Source organism: Paenarthrobacter nitroguajacolicus (genome assembly GCF_031455195.1).
Classification (GTDB): domain Bacteria; phylum Actinomycetota; class Actinomycetes; order Actinomycetales; family Micrococcaceae; genus Arthrobacter; species Arthrobacter nitroguajacolicus_D.
In genome coordinates this window covers 367,852-389,765 of the sequence record NZ_JAVDSH010000001.1, presented here as the reverse complement: position 1 = coordinate 389,765, position 21,914 = coordinate 367,852, and the positions used below count along the sequence as shown (strand labels likewise).

Genomic DNA, 21,914 nt, shown 5'->3' with positions numbered 1-21,914 from the left:
AGGAGGCTCTAGTGAAGTGGGACCCGTCCAAGTACACCGAGTTCGGTAATCATCGGGACAGGCCGTTCCATGACCTCGTCGGGAGGATCCAGGCCAACGACCCGCGGAAGGTGGTGGACCTCGGTTGCGGCCCCGGAAACCTGACGGCGACGCTGACCGATCGATGGCCCGAGGCCCGCGTGGTGGGCGTTGACTCCTCGGCGGAGATGCTCCGCAAAGCGGAGTCGCTGGCGAAGCAGACCGCGCACCTGGAGTTCGAGCCAGGCGACATCGCCCGCTGGGAACCGGATACGGATACCGATGTGGTTGTCACGAACGCGGCGCTCCAATGGGTACCGGGCCACCAGGAAATGGTGGCTGCTTGGCTGCGCGACCTCAAACCCGGCGCCTGGTTCGCCATGCAGGTACCGGGAAATTTCACCTCTCCGTCCCACGCCCTGATGCGCGGACTGGCAGAGTCGCCCCGGTGGTCGCCCCGGTTGGCTGGAGTCCTTCGGCACGATGACGCTGTAGGCACTCCTGCGGACTACTTGGGGATAATGCTCGACGCCGGATGCGCGGCCGACGCTTGGGAGACCACCTACCAGCAGGTACTGACCGGCGAGGACCCGGTCCTGGAATGGGTCCGCGGCACGGGCTTGCGACCTGTGCTGGCGGCTTTGTCCGCGGAGGAAGCCGCAGGCTTCGAGCAGGAGTACGCCGCGATGCTGCGGGAAGCTTATCCGGCCACGAAACACGGCACAGTTTTTCCTTTCCGGCGGATCTTTGCGGTCGCGCGCAAGAATTGAACCCTGGATTGCCGCCGATTCCAGCAGCCGAAAGTTTCCCTCGCCGGACCGGCTTGTCCCGTACCGGCGTCGCTGGTCTAATTTTCGACATGGACCATGGACGTTTCGAATCCCTCACGCCGCGCACGACGCCGGTGACCGGCCGGAGTTACTGATGACTCCCACAGGCGAGTTCCCCGGCACCTGGCGGCCCCACACCGGGAGCGCCGTAGCGCTCTTTGAACAGTTGCGCCTCCGGATCATCGAACTGGTTGACTCCGGAGCCCTTACGGTCGGGGCGAAGCTTCCTCCGGTCCGCAATCTTGCGGGTGCGCTGGATGTTGCACCCCATACAGTGGCCCGCGCGTACAAGGAGCTGGAAGCGGCGGGCGTGGTAGCTACCCGGGGGCGGAACGGAACTGTCGTCTGTGCACGGGACGACCGATGGGGAGCGCTGGCCGGAGTCGCAGCCGAATACGCGGCCGCCGCGAAGGCACAGGGCGCTTCCTTTGCTGAAGCCGTGCAGCTTCTGGCAGCCGCCTACGACGCTGACTGATACCGATCAGTAGCGTGTGAGGCACGACATGGAAATTCGAAGAAGTTTTCGATTAGCATTGGTAAGTGCCCAAAGCCTTAGCTGAAGATACCGCCATCGAATCGCCGAACAGCGTCCCAGCCGTTCTTGAAACCAAGCCCGCCAGGCCTGACCTGTCGCGCCTGGTGGTCAAGGGCGCCCGGGAACATAACCTTCGCAACGTGGACCTGGACCTGCCCCGGGACGCCATGATCGTGTTTACGGGCCTTTCGGGTTCCGGCAAGTCCTCGTTGGCTTTTGACACTATCTTCGCCGAAGGCCAGCGCCGGTACGTGGAATCGCTGTCTGCCTACGCGCGCCAATTCCTTGGCCAGGTGGACAAGCCCGATGTCGACTTCATCGAGGGCCTGTCACCTGCGGTGTCCATTGACCAGAAGTCCACCAGCAAGAACCCGCGCTCCACCGTGGGTACCATCACCGAGATTTACGACTACATGCGGCTTCTGTGGGCCCGCGTTGGCCGCCCGCACTGCCCAGTGTGTGGCGAGCCGATTACCCGGCAGACGCCCCAGCAGATCGTGGACCAGCTCCTTGAACTGGAGACCGGGACCCGCTTCCAGGTCCTCGCACCCGTGGTTCGCGGACGCAAGGGCGAGTTCGTTGACCTCTTCAAGGAACTGACCACCAAGGGCTACTCCCGTGCCCGCGTGGATGGCGAGTTGGTCCAGCTGAGCGATCCCCCCAAGCTGGGCAAGCAGTTTAAGCACACCATCGAGGTTGTGGTGGACCGCCTTGTCGTAAAGGACGACATCAGCCAACGGCTCACGGACTCCGTGGAAACAGCCCTGGGCCTGGCCGAGGGACGCGTCCTGGTTGAATTCGTCGACCTGGATGCTGACGATCCCGGACGCATCCGGGCGTTTTCCGAGAACCTTGCCTGCCCCAATGAGCACCCCCTGGCCATCGATGAGATCGAGCCGCGCTCCTTCTCGTTCAACAACCCCTTCGGTGCCTGCTCCGCTTGCAGTGGCATCGGTACCAAGCTTGAAGTCGACGAGGAACTGATTGTTCCCAACCCTGAGCTATCGCTCGGCGAAGGCGCCATCGCCCCGTGGTCATTGGGTACGGCGACCACCGAATACTGGAACCGCCTCCTGGAGGGCCTGGCGCACGAACTGGGCTTCTCCATGAAGACCTCGTGGGAGAAACTTCCGAAGGACGTCCGCAACACCGTGCTGCACGGCAAGGACCACAAGGTTGTTGTCCAGTACAAGAACCGCTTCGGCCGGGAGCGTAAGTACAGCACCGGCTTCGAAGGTGCCATCCAGTACGTTCACCGGAAGCACGGGGAAACGGACTCGGATTGGGCCCGTGACCGCTACGAAGAATACATGCGGCAGATCCCCTGCCCTGAGTGCAACGGCGCGCGCCTCAACCCGGCGTCGCTGTCGGTGCTGATCAACGGCAAATCGATCGCCGAAGTCGCCGCCCTGCCGATGCGGGAATGCGCGGAGTTCCTGGGCAGCCTGACCCTGACCAACAGGGAAGCGCAGATCGCCAACCAGGTGCTTAAGGAGATCCAGGCCCGGCTGACCTTCCTCCTGGATGTCGGCTTGGAGTACCTCAACCTTGAGCGGCCCTCCGGCACATTGTCCGGCGGCGAAGCCCAGAGGATCAGGCTGGCAACCCAGATCGGCTCCGGCCTGGTGGGTGTCCTTTACGTCCTTGACGAACCGTCCATCGGCCTCCACCAGCGCGACAACCGGAGACTCATCGAGACGCTCACGCGCCTCCGGGACCTCGGTAACACGCTGATTGTCGTTGAGCACGACGAAGACACCATCCAAGAGGCCGACTGGGTGGTGGACATTGGACCGGGCGCCGGTGAGCACGGCGGCCAGGTTGTGCACTCCGGCACCTACAAAGAACTCCTGGCGAACACGGAATCGCTGACCGGCGATTACCTGTCCGGTCGCCGGACCATCGACATCCCCAAGAAGCGTCGCAAGTATGACAAAAAGCGCGAGTTGAAGGTTGTCGGCGCCCGGGAGAACAACCTCAACAACGTTGACGCGACCTTCCCCCTGGGACTTTTCACCGCCGTCACTGGCGTCAGCGGATCCGGCAAGTCCACGCTGGTCAACGAGATCCTGTACAAGGTGCTGGCCAATAAGCTCAACGGCGCCAAGCAGGTGGCCGGTCGCCACCGGACCGTGGCGGGACTGGAGCACCTGGACAAGGTGGTCCACGTCGACCAGAGTCCTATCGGCCGTACGCCCCGGTCCAACCCTGCAACGTACACCGGCGTCTTCGACAACATCCGCAAACTGTTCGCCGAGACCACCGAAGCCAAGGTCCGGGGTTACCAGCCCGGGCGGTTCTCCTTCAACGTCAAGGGCGGGCGCTGTGAGGCCTGCTCGGGTGATGGCACGTTGAAGATCGAGATGAACTTCCTGCCGGACGTCTATGTTCCCTGCGAAGTGTGCCATGGTGCGCGCTACAACCGGGAAACCCTTGAGGTCCACTACAAGGGCAAGACCATTGCCGACGTCCTCAACATGCCTATTGAGGAAGGTGCGGAGTTCTTTGCGGCTTTCACGCCCATTGCGCGGCATCTGAAGACTCTGGTGGACGTTGGCCTGGGCTACGTCCGGCTAGGCCAGCCTGCCACCACGCTGTCGGGTGGCGAGGCGCAGCGCGTCAAGCTTGCAGCCGAACTCCAGAAGCGCTCGAACGGCAGGAGCATCTACGTCCTGGATGAGCCCACCACAGGGCTGCACTTCGAGGACATCCGGAAACTCCTGATGGTTCTCCAGGGGCTGGTGGACAAAGGCAACACCGTCATCACCATCGAACACAACCTGGACGTCATCAAGTCAGCCGACTGGATTGTGGACCTGGGCCCCAACGGTGGATCGGGCGGTGGCCGGATAATCGCGACGGGAACACCCGAGCAGGTGGCGAAATCCACTGAGAGCCACACCGCAACATTCCTGGCCGAGATTCTGGGATAGAAGTATTCCGGTAGCGGCATGCGAGTTTCAGGCATGCCGCTACTCGTGAGAAACTAACCCGGTGACTCAAACAAAGGTGCCCGTAATATTCGATCTGGACGGCACCCTTGTCGATCCTGCCGGCGGTATAACTGGGGGAATCTCGGCTGCCCTCAGGGAAATGGACCTTCCCGTCCCGGAGCAGGCAATCCTGAATTCCATGGTGGGCCCAAAGCTCAGTGATTCGCTCCTGCATTTGGCGAATGTCCCCACCGAATTGGTGGACCAGGTTATTGATCGCTATCGGCGCCACTACAAGGAATCCGGTATCGCCCAGAGCAAGCTTTACCCGGGTATTTACGGTCTCCTGCAGTACTTTGCTGAGTCCGGCCGTCCGGTGGCGGTAGCTACCCAAAAACCACAGTCCATTGCCCGCCTGGTCCTTGAGCATCATGGCATTGCCGACTTCTTCGTCTCCATACGGGGCGCCGCCGACGACGAGTCCCTGGGCGCCAACACGGCCTCCGGCAAAGTGGAAATCGTGGGCGCGGCCCTGGCCGACCTGCACTCGCAACCCGCAGTCATGGTGGGGGACAGGCACCAGGACATAGCTGGTGCGATGGCCAACGGACTGGACTGCATCGGCGTCGGCTGGGGTTTTGCGCCCGATGGCGAACTCGAGCAGGCCGGTGCAGTGACCGTGGTAACAACCGCGCTTGAACTGAAAAGCACAATTGAAGAACTTGACGCTGTCCGCACGGCAGCCCTGAGCGAGGTACAAAACGATGGCAGTCTTTGATGCGATCCGGTGGACTACCCGCGGGCTCATTTCCTCCACGTGCCGCCCTACGGTCATTGGGCTGGAAAACGTACCGACTGACGGTCCCTTCATTGTTGCCCCCAATCATCTTTCCTTCCTGGACAGCGTGATCGTGCAGGCATTGATGCCCCGTCCGGTCGCGTTCTTTGCCAAAGCGGAATATTTCACCACCAAGGGCGTCAAGGGCGCCGTGATGAAGTCCTTCTTTGAGGCCGTTGGTTCCATCCCCGTGGAGCGGGGCGAGCAGGCTGCAAGCGTACAGGCGCTGAAGACCCTGCTGGACATCCTAGAGTCGGGCAAGGGCATCGGCATTTACCCCGAGGGCACCAGGTCCCGTGATGGAATCCTCTACCGTGGTCGCACGGGCGTGGGCTGGCTTGCGCTGACTACCGGAGCCCCCGTCATCCCGGTAGGACTGATCGGCACCGAGAAGCTGCAGCCGGCGGATAAGAACGCAGTCCGGCCCCAGCACTTCACCATGAAGGTCGGCGAACCGCTCTACTTCGAGAAGACGGGCCCGGATCATTCTCTGCCGGCCCGCCGCGAGGTCACGGACAAGATCATGGATGCCATTGCCCTGCTCAGCGGCCAGGAACGGTCCACGAGCTACAACCAGAGCAAGTCCGTGGACTAACCACCCAGGTCCGCGGGTTGTCCGTGGCATCTGGTGTCGGTCCGGTTCACTAGACTGGAAACGTGGCAGATCCAGCAAGTTACCGACCCCAGACGGGTGAAATTCCCACCACGCCGGGTGTCTACCGTTTCCGCGACCCCCATGGACGGGTCATCTATGTAGGCAAGGCCAAGAACCTCCGCTCACGGCTGAACTCGTACTTCGCCAACCCGGCAGGTTTGCTCCCCAAGACCTATGCCATGGTCCACGCGGCCAGCAGCGTCGAATGGACCGTGGTTGGCAGTGAACTCGAGTCGCTGCAGCTCGAATATACGTGGATCAAGGAATTCAAGCCACGCTTCAATGTCGTCTTCCGTGACGACAAAACGTATCCGTACCTCGCGGTGACCATGGGCGAAAAATACCCCAGGGTGCAAGTCATGCGTGGCGAGCGGAGAAAAGGGACCAGGTACTTTGGGCCCTATACAGCCGGGGCCATCCGGGAAACCATGGACACCCTCCTGAGGGTATTCCCGGTTCGCAGCTGCAGTGCGGGAGTCTTCAAGCGGGCAGAGTCCAGCGGACGGCCGTGCCTTCTTGGCTACATCGACAAATGTTCAGCGCCATGTGTTGGCAGGGTGACTTCTGATGAACACCGGGTGCTCGCAGAGGACTTCTGTTCGTTCATGGGCGGCGAAGCCAAACGCTTCATTAGCCGGCTGGAGAAAGAGATGGCATCGGCGGTAGCCGACCTCGATTACGAGCGCGCTGCTGGGCTCAGGGATGACATCATCGCCCTGCGCAAGGTCTTTGAGCGCAACGCCGTGGTCCTCGCCGAGGACACCGATGCCGACGTCTTCGCCTTGCATGACGACGAGCTGGAGGCCTCTGTCCAGGTCTTCCACGTGCGCGGGGGCCGTGTCCGCGGCCAGCGGGGTTGGGTGGTTGAGAAGGTCGAAGATGCCACCACGCCCGAACTCATCGAACATCTGCTGCAGCAGGTCTATGGCGAGGACAGCGAAGTCCAAGGGCGCATCCCCCGGGAAGTCCTTGTCCCGGAAAACCCCAGCAACCACGCAGAGCTCGCTGAATGGCTGGGAGGCCTGCGCGGCGCCAAGGTGGACATCAGGGTGCCCCAGCGCGGGGACAAAGCTGCGCTGATGTCCACTGTCCGCGACAACGCGGAGCAGGCCCTCAAGTTGCACAAGACCCGGCGCGCCGGGGACATCACTGTCCGGTCCTTGGCCCTCCAAGAGCTCCAGGAAGCCCTGGACATACCCGTGCCGTTGCTGCGCATCGAGTGCTTCGACATCTCGCATGTGCAAGGAACAAACGTGGTGGCATCCATGGTGGTGGTCGAGGATGGCCTGCCCAAGAAGGCTGACTACCGCAAGTTCTCCATCACGGGTGCCGCAGCAGCAGATGACACCGCAGCCATGCATGACGTCCTGACGCGCAGGTTCCGGCATTACCTGGCGGATAAGGTCGCACAAGTGCCTGTTGTTTCCGGCGAAATCAGCAACCCTGCAAGGCCCGGGAGCGTCCGCGCCGGTGAGGTGCCGCCGTCGGATCCCACCATGCCCGCACCCAAAGCCAAGTTCGCCTACCCACCCAACCTGGTGGTGGTGGACGGCGGACAACCGCAGGTCAACGCGGCATCGCGTGCCCTTGCGGAGCTGGGAATCGACGACGTCTACGTCGTGGGGCTCGCCAAGCGGCTTGAGGAAGTCTGGTTGCCCGACAGCGACTTCCCGGTGATCCTGCCCCGAACCTCCCAGGGCCTGTACCTGCTCCAGCGGATTCGTGACGAAGCGCACCGGTTTGCCATCACCTTCCACCGGCAAAAGCGTGGCAAGGCCATGACAGTTTCCGTGCTGGACGGGGTCCCAGGCCTCGGTGAAGCCAAACGAAAGGCCTTGGTGGCCCATTTTGGGTCGCTCAAGAAAATCCGCGCCGCGTCAGTGGAGGAGCTCACCTCCGCCAAGGGCATCGGCCCGGCATTGGCAGCCGCAGTTGTCCAGCATCTGGGGACCACCGCGGACTCCGACGAGGCAGCTCCGGCGATCAACATGACCACCGGCGAAATCCTTGAATCTTAGTTAGGGTAAGAACTTGCTGCAACGACCATTCCGAACTGAACGGGGAACACTTGATGGATGAGGCAACAGGGTCCGGCACGGAGCAGGACGGCCTCACGCCCGTCAAGCCACCGGAGGCGGAGCTGCTGGTAGTCACTGGCATGTCAGGGGCTGGCCGCAGCACGGCTTCCGATGCCTTGGAAGACCACGGCTGGTATGTCGTGGACAACTTGCCCCCACAAATGCTGGGCACCCTGGCTGAAATCGTTTCGCACGCCCCCAAATCGATTCCTAAACTGGCCGTGGTGGTCGATGTCCGCAGCAAGGACCTCTTCACCGACATCCAGACGGCCCTGGGTGCGCTCAGCGCCACAGGCATCACTTTCCGGGTGTTGTTCCTTGACGCCAGCGACGAAGTGCTGGTCCGCCGCTTCGAGCAAGGCCGCAGGCCCCACCCGCTTCAGGGCGGCGGACGGATCCTCGATGGCATCGGTATCGAGCGCGAGGTCCTGCGGGAACTGCGCGAGCATGCTGACGTCGTCCTGGACACCACCGAGTTCAACGTCCACGGACTTGCCACGGCCATCACCGAGCTGTTCAGCGACACCGGACCTGTCACCCTGCGGTTGAACGTCATGAGCTTCGGCTTCAAGTACGGGCTGCCCGTGGACGCGAACTTCGTCGCCGACGCGCGTTTCATTCCCAACCCGCACTGGGTTCCGCAACTCCGGCCGCACACCGGCTTGGATGAGGACGTCAGCAACTACGTCCTGGCCGCTGATGGCGTCCACGAGTTCGTTGACCGCTACGTCAGTGCCTTGGAGCCGGTACTGGACGGCTACCGCCAGGAAAACAAGCACTACGCCACCTTGGCTGTGGGCTGCACCGGAGGCAAGCACCGTTCGGTGGCCGTCGCCGTCGAGCTTTCCAAGCGCCTGGCGCAGTATCCCCGCGTCACCGTTACCACCACCCACCGCGACCTGGGGCGCGAATAGTGGGGGTCCTGACGGGCCCGCTGCCGCTCATTCCCCCGAAGGGCGTCCCCGGCAGCCAACAGAAGAAAAGCCCGTCGGTGGTCGCCTTGGGCGGCGGCCACGGACTGGCGGCGTCACTGTCCGCCCTGCGGCTGCTTACCTCCGAGCTGACGGCAATCGTCACGGTAGCGGACGACGGCGGTTCGTCCGGGCGTCTCCGCGACGAGTACGGCGTCCTCCCGCCCGGGGACCTGCGGATGGCTTTGAGTGCGCTCTGCGACGATACCGACTGGGGACGTACCTGGCGCGATGTCATGCAGCACCGCTTCGACGCCGGCTCTGCCAAGGGCGGGTCGCTGGACAACCATGCCATGGGCAACCTGCTCATCGTCACGCTGTGGGAGTTGCTTGGCGACACCGTCGCCGGACTGAAATGGGCGGGAGCCTTGCTCGGCGCCCGCGGGCAAGTGCTGCCCATGTCCAGTGTTCCCCTCACCATTGAGGGCCAGGCAAGGGTGCAGCTTCCGGGCGGCGGCTATGAACTGCAGACCGTCCGGGGCCAGGCGAAATGCGCCGTGGCGGGGAAACTGGAGGATGTCACTCTCCTTCCCGAAGCGGCTCCCGCCTGCACGGAAGCGCTTACCGCCATCGAACTGGCCGACTGGGTGATCCTTGGACCCGGCTCATGGTACACCTCGGTGCTCCCGCATCTGCTGCTACCTGAGCTTCGCCAAGCGCTCGGGGACACCGCGGCCAAGCGCTGCCTGACCATGAACCTGGACGTGGAGACCAAGGAAACCTCAGGTATGACGGCCGCTGACCATTTGGACGTCCTGCGCCGTTATGCACCCGAGTTCAGCGTGGATGTGGTTCTTGCCGACCCCGCTGCGATCCAGGATCTGAAGGCCTTCGAAAAGGCTGCCGGGATGCTCGGTGCCGAAGTGGTGTTGGGTAGAGTAGGGGCGTCGAGGCGCCGCCCCGTCCATGATCCATTGCTGCTGGCAGCGGCGTACCACGATATTTTCGGGAACAGTTAGGAACACACGATGGCACTTACTGCGTCGGTCAAGGACGAACTGTCCCGGCTGGACATCAAGAAATCTTCGGTCCGCAAGGCCGAGGTTTCAGCAATGCTGCGCTTTGCGGGCGGCTTGCACATCATTTCAGGGCGCATCGTCATTGAGGCCGAAGTAGACCTGGCCTCCACGGCACGGCGCCTGCGCGCCGCGATCGCCGAGGTTTACGGCCACCAGAGCGAAATCATCGTGGTTTCCGGTGGTGGCCTGCGCCGGGGGAGCCGCTACGTTGTCCGCGTGGTCCGGGACGGCGAGGCCCTGGCCCGGCAGACGGGCCTCTTGGATGGGCGGGGCCGGCCGGTGCGGGGACTCCCATCGGTTGTCGTGAACGGTTCAGCAGCCGACGCCGAGGCTGTCTGGCGGGGTGCTTTCCTCGCACACGGTTCCCTGACGGAGCCGGGACGTTCCTCATCCCTGGAGGTGACGTGTCCCGGACCCGAATCGGCCCTTGCCCTGGTGGGTGCGGCCCGGCGGCTCGGGATCCAGGCCAAGGCCCGCGAAGTGCGTGGTGTGGACCGCGTGGTGATCCGTGACGGCGACACCATCGCGACCCTCCTGACCCGTATGGGTGCCCATGACGCACTCATGGTCTGGGAGGAACGGCGGATGCGCAAGGAAGTCAGGGCCACGGCCAACAGGCTTGCCAACTTCGATGATGCCAACCTGCGCCGCTCAGCCCAGGCCGCCGTTGCGGCCGGCGCAAGGGTGGACCGCGCCCTGGAGATCCTGGGCGACGACGTACCGGACCACCTGAAGTACGCGGGGGAGCTCCGTGTTGCCCACAAGCAGGCAAGCCTGGATGAATTGGGCCGGCTCGCTGATCCGCCCATGACCAAGGACGCCATTGCGGGCCGCATCCGCCGCCTGCTGGCCATGGCCGACAAGCGTGCGTTGGACTTGGGTATCCCGGGCACTGAGGCAAATGTGACTCCCGAAATGATGGACGAGTAGCCCGCACCCATAGAATCGAAAAAGTGCGGAGGAAATACTGCGAGGGCCCCGCGGGTTGTTCCCGGTGGAGGCAAGAGCAGGCTTCTTCGCCAAGGATTTCCGGCCGGTCCGCTGGCCGGATGAAATAACGAGAGTTACCAACCCGGACTTCAGTCCATTACATTGGAGGATTTCGTGACAGAGTACGTTCTGCCCGAGCTCGGCTACGACTACGCAGCACTCGAGCCGCACATTTCGGCAAAGATCATGGAGCTGCACCACAGCAAGCACCATGCGGCCTACGTCGCAGGCGCCAACAACGCGCTCTCCCAGCTCGCTGAAGCACGCGACAAGGGCGACTTCGCCAACATCAACCGCCTCTCCAAGGACCTCGCGTTCCACACCGGTGGCCACATCAACCACTCCGTTTTCTGGAACAACATTTCCCCGGACGGTGGCGACAAGCCTGAAGGCGAACTCGCAGCAGCCATCGACGACGCTTTCGGTTCGTTCGATGCCTTCCGTGCACAGTTCAGCGCTGCCGCACTGGCCCTGCAGGGTTCCGGCTGGGCTTTCCTGGCCTACGAGCCCATCGGTGGAAACCTGGTCATCGAGCAGCTTTACGATCAGCAGGGCAACGTTGCACTCGGCACCACTCCGCTGCTGATGCTGGACATGTGGGAGCACGCCTTCTACCTGGACTACGTGAACGTCAAGGCTGACTACGTCAAGGCATTCTGGAACATCGCAAACTGGGCAGACGTAGCCAAGCGCTTCGAAGCCGCACGCACCAACGCCACGGGCCTCATCGTCCTCTAGTGGTGAGCTCCGGTTCACGCAGATGTAACAAAAGTCACTTTTAGCGTGAATTCCGGCTAAATGCTGGAAAGCCTGCCTCCGCAGTTGCGGGGGCAGGCTTAGTTAAACGTAAGATGGATCACGGAAGGCGGTTAGCCTTCAGCAACGTGGCTGGTCGCCCTCCGATCTGATAATCACCTCTGCCCAACGGCGTGCGGGGTCTGTTAGTTGGAAATATCTGATCCGACTCACTAGGCGTGCTTGCAAGAGCACCAAGGAGATTGACACATAGTGACCACCCGTATTGGTATCAACGGCTTCGGCCGCATCGGCCGCAACTACTTCCGCGCAGCACTGGCCCAGGGCGCAGACCTTGAGATCGTCGCAGTCAACGACCTCACCAGCCCCGAGACCCTCGCCCACCTCCTGAAGTACGACTCCGTCGGTGGACGCCTCGCCCAGACCGTGGAAGTTGTCGATGGAAACCTGGTTGTCGACGGCAAGTCGATCAAGGTCCTGGCAGAGCGCGATCCCGCGAACCTTCCGTGGGGCGAGCTGGGCGTGGACATCGTTATCGAGTCCACCGGCTTCTTCACCAAGGCCGCCGCGGCGCAGAAGCACATCGACGCCGGAGCCAAGAAGGTCCTCATCTCGGCACCTGCCAGCGACGAAGACATCACGATCGTCATGGGCGTGAACCACGAGCTCTACGACCCCGCAGCGCACAACATCATCTCCAACGCGTCCTGCACCACCAACTGCCTCGGCCCGCTGGCCAAGGTTGTCAACGACGCCTTCGGCATCGAGCGTGGCCTCATGACCACGGTGCACGCCTACACGGCCGACCAGAACCTGCAGGACGGCCCGCACGGCGACCTCCGCCGTGCCCGCGCTGCTGCCATCAACATGGTTCCCACCTCCACCGGTGCCGCCAAGGCAATCGGCCTGGTCCTGCCGGAGCTCAAGGGCAAGCTCGACGGCTACGCCATCCGCGTTCCCGTCCCCACCGGCTCCGCAACGGACCTCACGGTTACGGTTTCCCGCGAAGTAACGGTCGAGGAAGTCAACGCCGCTGTGAAGGCCGCAGCAGAGTCCGAGCAGTGGGCAGGCATCCTGTCCTACACGGACGCCCCGATCGTCTCCTCGGACATCGTTGGCGACCCGGCGTCGTCCATCTTCGACTCCGGCCTCACCAAGGTCATTGGCAACCAGGTCAAGGTTGTTTCCTGGTATGACAACGAGTGGGGTTACTCCAACCGCCTCGTAGACCTCACGGAGCTCGTCGCATCCAAGCTGGGCTAGGGTAGACACATGACATCTCACACCCTCAACGAACTCATCGCTGAAGGTGTCCGCGGGCGGTACATTCTGGTCAGAAGTGACCTGAATGTGCCGCTCGACGGCTCTACAGTGACCGACGACGGCCGCATCAAAGCGTCCCTGCCGGTCCTCAAGAAGCTCTCGGACGCCGGTGCCCGTGTGCTCGTAACCGCCCACCTCGGCCGCCCCAAGGGTGCTCCCGAGGAAAAGTACTCCCTGAAGCCCGCAGCGGACCGCTTGGCTGAACTCGCGGACTTCTCCGTGCAGCTCGCCAAGGATACCGTCGGCGCCTCCGCCAAGGAGCTGGCCAGCGGCCTGCAGGACGGTAACGTGCTTGTCCTGGAAAACGTACGCTTCGATGCACGGGAAACCAGCAAGGACGACGCCGAGCGCGGCGCGTTTGCTGACGAACTCGTGGCCCTGACAGGTGACAACGGCGCATTCGTGGACGATGCTTTTGGCGCCGTGCACCGCAAGCACGCCAGCGTCTACGACGTCGCTACGCGGCTGCCGTCGTACCTGGGCGACCTCGTCCACACCGAGGTCGAGGTTCTCCGAAAACTGACCACCGACACGCAGCGCCCTTACGTCGTGGTCCTCGGCGGCTCCAAGGTCTCGGACAAGCTGGCTGTCATCAACAACCTGCTGGGCAAGGCCGACACCATCCTGGTTGGCGGCGGCATGCTGTTCACCTTCCTGGCTGCGGCCGGGCACAAGGTTGCCGGCAGCCTCCTTGAGGAAGACCAGATCCCTGTCGTCCAGGACTACCTCAACCGTGCCGCCGACGCCGGAACGTCGTTTGTGGTCCCTACTGACGTGGTGGTCGCCAGCCGTTTCGCAGCGGATGCCGACCACGAGGTTGTCAGGGCAGATGCCATTGAGGAGAGCACTTTCGGTGCTTCCGGCATCGGCCTGGACATCGGCCCGGAAACCGCGTCGGCTTTCGCCGCCCACATCGAAGGGGCCAAGACCGTGTTCTGGAACGGCCCCATGGGCGTGTTCGAATTCGAGGCCTTCTCGAGTGGCACCCGTGCCATCGCGCAGGCACTCACAGACACTGTGGCCTTCACAGTTGTTGGAGGCGGCGACTCCGCGGCCGCGGTTCGGACCCTCGGCTTCGACGATTCACAGTTCGGCCATATCTCAACCGGTGGCGGCGCCAGCCTGGAATACCTTGAAGGCAAGGAACTTCCCGGGCTCAGCGTCCTGGACCGCTAAGCACCAAACCGGCCGGCAGGACGCGCATGCGTCCTGCCGGCCGTTCCACATCTCAACGTAATCTTTGGAGTTCATGTGACTACCTCTGCCAACGGCAACTTCGTCCGCAAGCCCTTCATCGCCGGCAACTGGAAGATGAACATGGACCACGTCCAGGGCATCACCTTGCTGCAGAAGCTTGCCTGGACCCTGTCCGATGCCAAGCACGACTACAACCGGGTGGAGGTGGCCGTCTTCCCTCCGTTCACCGATCTCCGCGGCGTCCAAACCTTGGTGCAGGGTGACGACCTGGACGTTGTCTACGGCGGCCAGGACCTGTCCCAGTTCGACTCCGGTGCTTACACCGGAGACATCTCCGGACAGTTCCTCAACAAGCTGGGCTGCGCCTACGTCCTGGTGGGACACAGTGAACGCCGCACCATCCACAGCGAATCCGACGAAGTCCTCAACGCCAAGGTCAAGGCAGCCTTCCGCCATAGCCTCACTCCGGTGCTCTGCGTGGGAGAGGGCCTGGAAGTCCGCCAGGCCGGAACACACGTTGAGCACACGCTGGCCCAGTTGAGGGCCGGTGTTGAGGGTCTTGCGGCCGAGCAGGCGGCTGAGCTTGTAGTAGCCTACGAGCCCGTCTGGGCCATTGGAACCGGGGAAGTAGCCGGTCCTGAGGATGCCCAGGAAATGTGTGCTGCCATCCGTGCCGAACTTGCCGTGCTCTTTGACGAAACGGTCGCGTCCAAGACACGGTTGCTGTATGGCGGTTCCGTCAAGGCCAACAACGCCGCGGCAATCATGGCAGAAAGCGACGTCGACGGTTTGCTTGTGGGTGGCGCCAGCCTGGACCCCGCGGAGTTTGCTAACATTGTCAGGTTCGAGAACCACCTGGTCACTGACTAGTCCGGCTCCCGATTTCCGCTTCTTCGAAAGGCCGTCGTGGACGTTCTTCAAGTCATTCTGCAGATCCTGCTGGGCATCACCAGCCTCCTGCTGACGCTGCTCATCCTCCTGCATAAGGGACGTGGCGGCGGTCTGTCCGACATGTTCGGTGGTGGAATGAGTTCAGGTCTGAGCTCCTCAGGTGTTGCCGAGCGCAACCTGAACCGCTTCACCATCATTCTCGGAATTACCTGGGGCGTAGTCATCATTGGCTTGGGCCTGATCATGCGTTTTGCTTCGGGCGGCGACTCCTAGTCGTTCCTGGCAAGGGGAGGTTCCTTCACAGGAACCTCCCCTTTTTTCTTGCCCCGCACCAAACAGCAGTGCCGCCGTCGGGCTCCCCGCATTAGAATGGCCGTGTTGGCCGCGAGGCCGCAGGGCCGTGACGGCCGACCACCGACTCGCTAGGGGTTCGAAAATGGTTCATGGCACGCCAGGTTACCGGGGCACCCGAGTGGGGGTCACCCAAGGATCCGAACCCAGAAATCAGAGCGACCACGGCGAAGGGCAACAGCTGCCCCGTATCCGGGTCCCATACTGGTGCGCCAAGGGACACGAAACCCAGCTGGTCTTCCTCAAACTACCGGACGAGCAGATACCCAAGGCGTGGGATTGCCCCAAATGTGGACTGCCTGCTTCAAGGGATCCCAGTCACCCGGCATCGTCGCGGCCTGAGGACGAAATCTTCAAGTCCCACTTGGATTACGTTAAAGAGAGACGCTCCAGCCAGGACGCCGAAGTGGTCCTGGCCGGAGCGTTGGAGCGGTTACGCGCCCGCGGGGTCCTTCCGGACGAGTTGCTGGGGGACGCGTGACGCTGCATTCTCGTCAATAAGCCACAGAGTCCGCGAACGGCCCACAGGGCCCGCTGCCGGGACCTGGACGGGGTTGGCGCCGGCAAGGGCGAGCCCTACCGCTCCGGCCTTGTCCTCACCTGCCACGACCATCCAGATTTCCTGGGCGGTGTTGATGGCCGGAAGCGTCAGTGAAATCCGCGACGGCGGCGGCTTCGGGGAGTTCACGACGCCCACCACCGTGCGCTTTTTCTCGCGAATGCCGGCCTGTTCGGGGAACAGTGACGCTACGTGCGCGTCCGGGCCAACACCAAGAAGGAGGATGTCGAAGCGGGGGAGTACGCCTGGGTGTTCCGGCCTGTCATCGGACATGTCCGCTGCGTGCTCCGCCTCCGCGGCAGCCTTCAATTCATCGGCGTAGGCAGCAGCTGCTTCCTCCGCGGAAGCGAACTGGTCCGCCGATCCAGGTTCGTGTATGCGTGTCGGATCCACGTCCAGGTGCGACAAAAGCGCCTGGTGCGCCTGGCGCGTGTTCCTGTCATCGCTGTTAGCAGCAACGAAACGCTCATCGCCCCACCAGAAGTTGACCTTGGACCAGTCCACTGCCGGAGCCGCAGCCGAGTCGGCTACTGCCTTCAACGTTCCAATGCCAACAGTGCCGCCCGTCAGGACTACCGTGGCTTCGCCGTGTTTGTCCTGGACATCCACAAGCTTGGTGATGAGGCGGGCCGCAATGGCAGCCATCAGCACCTTCGAGTCGGGGTGGATGCTTACTCTTGGCTCAGCGTGCACTGGTCTGGACTCTCCTCTGGCTGGTAAGTGGCAGTCCCATCGTAATCACTTCTCCGAAGACTTCGTCGGGATCAAGCCGACGCAGTTCCTCGGCCAAGCAGTCCTTGAGGCTCCGACGGGGGAGCGTGATCCGCTGCGCTGGCTGTCCCGGCTGCGTCAGTTCAGCCACGGACAGGCCGGGACGGAACAACTGCACATCGCCGCTGGCTCGGGTCAGTCGGACACGTCGGATGCCCGTGCCTGCGGGATCCGCCACAATCGTGACAGGTGCCTGCAAGGCAAGGCTCAGCCAGGCAGCGAGCAACAACGTACTGGGAGAATCCGAGGCTCCCTCCACCGCAACAGCCGAAACAGGGTCACCGTCCACCTGGTCAAACACAGCGGCCAGCTGCATGCGCCAGTTGGTCAGTCGGGTCCAAGCGAGGTCGGTGTCACCGGCCTTGTAGGTGGACCGGATGTTTTCCAGCGCCAGGCGAGGGTCCGGTTCGTTGGCCGAATCCGTGATCCGGCGGTGCGCGATGCGGCCAATCGAGGTCTCACACGCGCTTTCCGGTGCACCGTGCGGCCACCAGGCAACGATCGGGGCATCCGGAAGCAGCAGGGCCGCCACGAGCGATTCGCTTTCGTGGGCCATGTGGCCGTGGCCGCGCAGGACGATGACTTCGGAGGCACCGGCGTCGCCGCCCACGCGGATCTGCGCGTCCAAGCGGTCCGGGCCTTCAGCGCCGGCGTCGGCGAGGACGATGATCCGGCAGGGGTGTTCCCGGCTGGCTTCGTTGGCGGCCTCGATGGCCTCCTCTTCGAGCCCCGACTTCGTCACGACCACCAAGGTCAGGACACGGCCCAAGGCGATCACGCCGCCTTGCTCGCGCAGCGACGTGATCTTCTTGGAGACCTTGGAAGTGGTGGTATCGGGAAGATCTACGATCATGGCCTTCTCCAGGTTCGTCCGTCACGGGCCAGCAGGGCATCGGCCGAGGCCGGTCCCCAGCTGCCGGGTGCGTAGGGTTGCGGTTGTTCATCGAGCCCGGCCCAGTATTCCTCGAACGGGTCAAGGATCTTCCAGGAAAGTTCGACTTCCTGATGGCGGGGGAACAGGGGCGGCTCGCCCAGGAGAACGTCCAGGATGAGGCGTTCATACGCTTCGGGGCTGGACTCCGTGAACGAGTGCCCATAACCAAAGTCCATGGTGACATCACGGACTTCCATTTGCGTGCCCGGTACCTTTGACCCGAAACGGATCGTGGCGCCCTCATCGGGCTGCACGCGGATGACCACGGCGTTCTGGCCGAAGTCGTCCTCACCGTGGTCACGGAACAGAAGGTTTGGTGCACGCTTGAACACCACGGCGATTTCGGTGACACGACGGCCCAGGCGCTTGCCGGCACGCAAATAGAACGGAACGCCGTTCCAGCGTCGGGTGTTGATATCCACCCGGATCGCCGCGTAGGTTTCCGTCTTGGAGTCCGCGGGGATACCGTCCTCGTCCAGATAACCGAGGACTTTCTCGCCGCCCTGCCAACCACCGGTGAACTGGCCACGCGCGGAGTGCGTGGAGAGGTCATCGGGCAGCTTGACCGCGGCGAGGACCTTCTCCTTCTCAGCACGCAGGTCATCGGCGTTGAACGAGATCGGCTCTTCCATCGCGGTCAGGGCGAGCAACTGCAGCAGATGGTTCTGGATGACGTCACGGGCCGCACCCACGCCGTCGTAGTAGCCTGCACGCCCACCGGTGCCGATGTCCTCGGCCATGGTGATCTGGACGTGGTCCACGTAGTTGGCGTTCCAGAGCGGCTCGAACAACTGGTTCGCGAAGCGCAGTGCAAGGATGTTTTGTACCGTCTCCTTGCCCAGGTAGTGGTCGATCCGGAATACGGCGTCCGGCGGGAACACTGATTCGACAATGTCGTTCAGCTGCCGAGCGGATTCCAGGTCATGGCCGAACGGCTTCTCGATAACTACTCGGCGCCACTGGCCCGGCTTGGCCTGGGCCAGGCCGTGCTTGGAAAGCTGCCGGCAGACTTGCTCGAACGCCTTGGGCGGGATGGACAGGTAGAAGCCGTGGTTACCGCGGGTCCCACGGGTTTCATCGAGCTCATCCAGTACATCACCGAGGCGCTCGAAGGCGTCGTCGTCGTCGAACTCGCCCTGAACAAAGCGGATACCGGAGGCAAGCTGCTCCCAGACCGCTTCATCGAACTTCGTCCGGGCGTGCGCCTTGACGTTTTCCTTGACCTCGGCCGCAAATTCGGCGTTATCCCACTCACGGCGACCAAAACCCACCAGGGCAAAGCTCGGAGGGAGCAAGCCACGGTTGGCGAGGTCGTAGACCGCGGGCATGAGCTTCTTACGGGCGAGGTCGCCGGTGACTCCGAAGAACACCAACGACGAAGGCCCGGCGATGCGGTTCAGGCGCCGGTCCCGCGGATCCCGCAAGGGGTTCCGCAGGCCAGCGTTCTTCCTGCCGTTTTCAGTTTCTGGCATGTTGTGTTTTGTGCCTTAGCTTTCGAGTGCGCTGGCCTGGCCGGCAAGCGCAGCGACGACGTCCTGGAGCTGCGCTACACCTGCGGCGCGCTCGGTGAGGTGCAGGCGCAGCACAGGACGGCCGTGTCCTTCAAGGACCTGGGCGTCACCCGATGCCTGCGCGGCGATGAGCTGCCCGAACGTGAACGGGCGCTCCGGGATTTCGAGATCGGTGGAAGCGGCGGCAGTGACCTGCAGGAAAACGCCGATGGCCGGTCCGCCCTTGTGGAACTGGCCGGTGGAATGAAGGAACCGGGGACCCCAGCCGAACGTGACCGGGCGGCCGCTCACAGCGGCAAGCTCATCCCGGATCCCCTCAAGGGGGGCGTAGGAAATGCGATCCAGGTACGCCTGGACGCTCAGGTAGCCGTCCGCGCCGAGCTGTTCGAGGAGCGCCTGCACGGCTTCGGCCACGGTCGCAGCAGAACCGAGCCAGTCACCACCGCGCACTTCCACCACACCGTCCGTGAAAGCGGCCGGTGTGGGCTCCGGGCGGGCATCAAGCAGGCCACGGGCTGCCACTTTGGCGGCTTCGACGTCGGGCTGGTCAAAGGGGTTGATTCCCAGGAGGCGGCCGGCAACTGCCGTGGCAAACTCCCAGACGAACATCTGGGAAGGCAGGCCACCGGCGATTGCGACCTCGTTTTCGCGAAGTTCGACGTCGGCATCCGCACCGACCAGTCGCACCACCAGGACGTCCTCGGCTCCGTTCAGGGCCTCAGGGGACTCTGGACCGGCAACGACCGGCAGGACACCGGTACCCAGCTTGCCGGTCGACTCGGCAATGAGCTGTTCGGCCCAATCGGCGAAGCCGACGATGCCGGAACCGTCCTCGGCAATGACGATCTTGTTGCGGAGTGGGTTAGTGCCGCCCAGGGCGATGCCCAGGGCCAGGCCGATGTTGTCTGCCGAATCCTCGTTGAGGATCTCGGCAGCTTCTTCCGCTTCGTCCAGGAACGCCTGGATGTCTACTCCGGCGAGGCCACAAGGGACCAGGCCGAAGGCGGTGAGTGCGGAGAAGCGTCCGCCCACGTTGGGATCGGCGTTGAACACCGCGCGGTAGCCTGCCTCGCGGGAGGCCTTGTCCAGGGGCGAACCAGGATCGGTGACGATGATGATGCGGCTCTTGGCATCGATACCGGCGTCAGTGAACGCTTTCTCGAACACGCGTCGCTGCGAATCGGTTTCCACGGTGGAGCCGGACTTGGAGGAAACGACGATGGCCGTTTCCTCCAGCCGGTCAGCCAGGGCAGCACTGACCTGTTCGGGGTCGGTGCTGTCCAGCACGGTCAGCTCGACGCCTGCGGTGCCGGCAATAACCTCGGGAGCCAAGGACGATCCACCCATGCCACAGAGGACAATGCGTGAGACGCCTTCGGCGCGGAGGGAATCACGAAGTTCCAGGATGTCCCCGACCAAGGCCTGGGACACGGTGGCGGCTTCTACCCAGCCGAGGCGGATCGCCGACTCGGACTCCGCATCCGGGCCCCACAGGGTGTGGTCCTTGGCGAATATCCTCGTGGCGATCTTTTCTTCGACCAGGCCGTCGATGTGCTGGGCGATGGCCTGCTGGGCGGCACCGCTGGCGTCGTAGCTGATTGTGCTCATAGTGGGTTAGGAAGCCTTCCGTGCGGTGACGAGTGCGCCTTCGACGTCGGCGAGGAGTTCCTTCCAGGAGCCAACGAACTTCTCGAGGCCTTCGGTCTCCAGGAGGGTGACGACGTCGTTGTAGGAGACTCCCAGTGCTTCGAGGGCATTGAGGGTCTCGTTCGCTTCGTCGTAGGTGCCGGTGATGGTGTCACCGGTGACGACGCCGTGATCGAACGTAGCGTCGAGCGTCTTCTCCGGCATGGTGTTGACCACTCCGGCGGCGACGAGCTCGGTCACGTAAAGGGTGTCCGGGTAGGCCGGGTCCTTGACGCCGGTGGAGGCCCACAACGGGCGCTGGGGCAGGGCTCCGGCCTCGGCCAGGACAGCCCAGCGCTCGGTGGAGAAGAGTTCTTCGTAGACCTGGTAGGCCAAGCGGGCGTTGGCGACGCCCGCCTTGCCCTTGAGTGCCTTGGCTTCGTCTGTGCCGATGGCATCGAGGCGCTTGTCGATCTCGGAGTCAACGCGGGAAACGAAGAAGGAAGCCACGGAGTGGATCTTGGAGAGGTCGTGGCCGTTCTCCTTGGCCTGCTCAAGGCCGGACTGGAAGGCATTGATGACCGCGCGGTAGCGCTCCAAGGAGAAGATCAGGGTCACGTTGACGCTGATTCCCTCGGCCAGGGTTGCCGTGATGGCTTCGAGGCCTTCCAGGGTTGCCGGAATCTTGATGTGGACGTTGTCCTTGTTGACCTTTGCGTAGAGGTGCTTGGCCTCGGCAATGGTGCCGGCAGTGTCCCAGGCAAGGCGGGGGTCCACCTCGATGGAGACGCGGCCGTCCACACCATTGGTGGCGGCGGCGATCGGCGCGAAGAGATCGCAGGCGTCAGCGACGTCCGTAGTGGTGATCTCGAAGATGGTCTCTTCAACGCTGGCGCCCGCGGCAGCCTGCGCTGCGATAGTGGCGTCGTAGTCCGTGCCGGCGGTGATGGCGGCGTGGAAGATGGACGGGTTGGTGGTCACACCAACGACGTTCTTTTCGTCGATGAGCTTCTGCAGGGTGCCAGTGTCCAGGCGGGTGCGGGAGAGGTCATCGAGCCAGATGGAAACGCCGGCATCAGAGAGCTGCTGCGTGGGAGTGCTAGACATGTTTTTTCTCCTGTGAGAGGG

General features: G+C 63.1%; 20 protein-coding genes. 15 read left to right on the top strand and 5 right to left on the bottom strand.

Annotated features, from left to right (window positions below; all coding sequences use genetic code 11):
- Positions 1-11: 11 nt before the first annotated feature.
- The 15 genes from J2Y68_RS01840 (at position 12) to J2Y68_RS01770 (ending at position 15,866) form a co-directional block, all read left to right on the top strand.
- The gene (locus tag J2Y68_RS01840; protein WP_309988936.1) at positions 12-788 is read left to right on the top strand and encodes a trans-aconitate 2-methyltransferase; all 777 of its coding nucleotides are present in this window, start codon (positions 12-14) and stop codon (positions 786-788) included.
- A gap of 154 nt (positions 789-942) precedes the next feature.
- The gene (locus J2Y68_RS01835; protein ID WP_309988934.1) at positions 943-1,323 is read left to right on the top strand and encodes a GntR family transcriptional regulator; all 381 of its coding nucleotides are present in this window, start codon (positions 943-945) and stop codon (positions 1,321-1,323) included.
- Between the two features lie 65 nt (positions 1,324-1,388).
- Entirely contained in the window at positions 1,389-4,316 is a 2,928-nt protein-coding gene (gene uvrA, locus J2Y68_RS01830; protein ID WP_309988933.1) for an excinuclease ABC subunit UvrA, read from the top strand.
- Positions 4,317-4,377: 61 nt separating this feature from the next.
- Complete coding sequence (locus J2Y68_RS01825) at positions 4,378-5,094, top strand: HAD hydrolase-like protein (RefSeq protein ID WP_309988931.1); 717 nt, start codon at positions 4,378-4,380, stop codon at positions 5,092-5,094.
- On the top strand, positions 5,081-5,749 hold the full coding sequence (locus J2Y68_RS01820; protein ID WP_211712617.1) for a lysophospholipid acyltransferase family protein: 669 nt from the start codon (positions 5,081-5,083) through the stop codon (positions 5,747-5,749). Before J2Y68_RS01825 ends, J2Y68_RS01820 begins: the two co-directional genes overlap by 14 nt.
- A gap of 62 nt (positions 5,750-5,811) precedes the next feature.
- Complete coding sequence (uvrC, locus tag J2Y68_RS01815; protein WP_309988929.1) at positions 5,812-7,827, top strand: excinuclease ABC subunit UvrC; 2,016 nt, start codon at positions 5,812-5,814, stop codon at positions 7,825-7,827.
- A 53-nt stretch (positions 7,828-7,880) separates the two neighbouring features.
- Complete coding sequence (gene rapZ, locus J2Y68_RS01810; protein ID WP_211712619.1) at positions 7,881-8,801, top strand: RNase adapter RapZ; 921 nt, start codon at positions 7,881-7,883, stop codon at positions 8,799-8,801.
- The gene (locus J2Y68_RS01805) at positions 8,801-9,817 is read left to right on the top strand and encodes a gluconeogenesis factor YvcK family protein (RefSeq protein WP_309988925.1); all 1,017 of its coding nucleotides are present in this window, start codon (positions 8,801-8,803) and stop codon (positions 9,815-9,817) included. Before rapZ ends, J2Y68_RS01805 begins: the two co-directional genes overlap by 1 nt.
- 9 nt (positions 9,818-9,826) lie before the next feature.
- Positions 9,827-10,807, top strand: a complete 981-nt coding sequence (whiA, locus tag J2Y68_RS01800) for a DNA-binding protein WhiA (protein ID WP_235521726.1) — start codon at positions 9,827-9,829, stop codon at positions 10,805-10,807.
- A gap of 174 nt (positions 10,808-10,981) precedes the next feature.
- Positions 10,982-11,605: a superoxide dismutase gene (locus J2Y68_RS01795; protein WP_211712622.1), complete on the top strand. Its 624-nt coding sequence runs from the start codon at positions 10,982-10,984 to the stop codon at positions 11,603-11,605.
- A 270-nt stretch (positions 11,606-11,875) separates the two neighbouring features.
- On the top strand, positions 11,876-12,886 hold the full coding sequence (gene gap, locus J2Y68_RS01790) for a type I glyceraldehyde-3-phosphate dehydrogenase (protein WP_024821016.1): 1,011 nt from the start codon (positions 11,876-11,878) through the stop codon (positions 12,884-12,886).
- A 9-nt stretch (positions 12,887-12,895) separates the two neighbouring features.
- Entirely contained in the window at positions 12,896-14,122 is a 1,227-nt protein-coding gene (locus J2Y68_RS01785) for a phosphoglycerate kinase (RefSeq protein ID WP_309988921.1), read from the top strand.
- Positions 14,123-14,197: 75 nt separating this feature from the next.
- Positions 14,198-15,013: a triose-phosphate isomerase gene (tpiA, locus tag J2Y68_RS01780; RefSeq protein WP_309988918.1), complete on the top strand. Its 816-nt coding sequence runs from the start codon at positions 14,198-14,200 to the stop codon at positions 15,011-15,013.
- A 36-nt stretch (positions 15,014-15,049) separates the two neighbouring features.
- Positions 15,050-15,307 (top strand): preprotein translocase subunit SecG, encoded by a 258-nt coding sequence (secG, locus tag J2Y68_RS01775; RefSeq protein WP_211712625.1) that lies wholly within the window; start codon positions 15,050-15,052, stop codon positions 15,305-15,307.
- Positions 15,308-15,470: 163 nt separating this feature from the next.
- On the top strand, positions 15,471-15,866 hold the full coding sequence (locus tag J2Y68_RS01770) for an RNA polymerase-binding protein RbpA (RefSeq protein ID WP_309988915.1): 396 nt from the start codon (positions 15,471-15,473) through the stop codon (positions 15,864-15,866).
- On the opposite strand, the gene pgl is transcribed toward J2Y68_RS01770, so the two are convergent.
- Genes pgl through tal form a run of 5 tightly spaced genes read right to left on the bottom strand, consistent with a single transcriptional unit; the run spans position 15,819 to position 21,893 of the window.
- Positions 15,819-16,637, bottom strand: coding sequence for a 6-phosphogluconolactonase (pgl, locus tag J2Y68_RS01765; protein ID WP_309988913.1), 819 nt, complete (start codon positions 16,635-16,637; stop codon positions 15,819-15,821). The genes J2Y68_RS01770 and pgl overlap by 48 nt on opposite strands.
- The gene (locus J2Y68_RS01760; protein ID WP_211712628.1) at positions 16,627-17,568 is read right to left on the bottom strand and encodes a glucose-6-phosphate dehydrogenase assembly protein OpcA; all 942 of its coding nucleotides are present in this window, start codon (positions 17,566-17,568) and stop codon (positions 16,627-16,629) included. The genes pgl and J2Y68_RS01760 overlap by 11 nt, the downstream gene beginning before the upstream one ends.
- Positions 17,565-19,121 carry a glucose-6-phosphate dehydrogenase gene (zwf, locus tag J2Y68_RS01755; protein ID WP_211712629.1) on the bottom strand — a complete coding sequence of 519 codons (1,557 nt, stop codon included), beginning with the start codon at positions 19,119-19,121 and terminating at the stop codon, positions 17,565-17,567. The genes J2Y68_RS01760 and zwf overlap by 4 nt, the downstream gene beginning before the upstream one ends.
- Before the next feature lie 15 nt (positions 19,122-19,136).
- The gene (locus J2Y68_RS01750; RefSeq protein ID WP_309988908.1) at positions 19,137-20,768 is read right to left on the bottom strand and encodes a glucose-6-phosphate isomerase; all 1,632 of its coding nucleotides are present in this window, start codon (positions 20,766-20,768) and stop codon (positions 19,137-19,139) included.
- A gap of 6 nt (positions 20,769-20,774) precedes the next feature.
- Positions 20,775-21,893 (bottom strand): transaldolase, encoded by a 1,119-nt coding sequence (tal, locus tag J2Y68_RS01745; protein ID WP_309988905.1) that lies wholly within the window; start codon positions 21,891-21,893, stop codon positions 20,775-20,777.
- Positions 21,894-21,914: the final 21 nt, after the last annotated feature.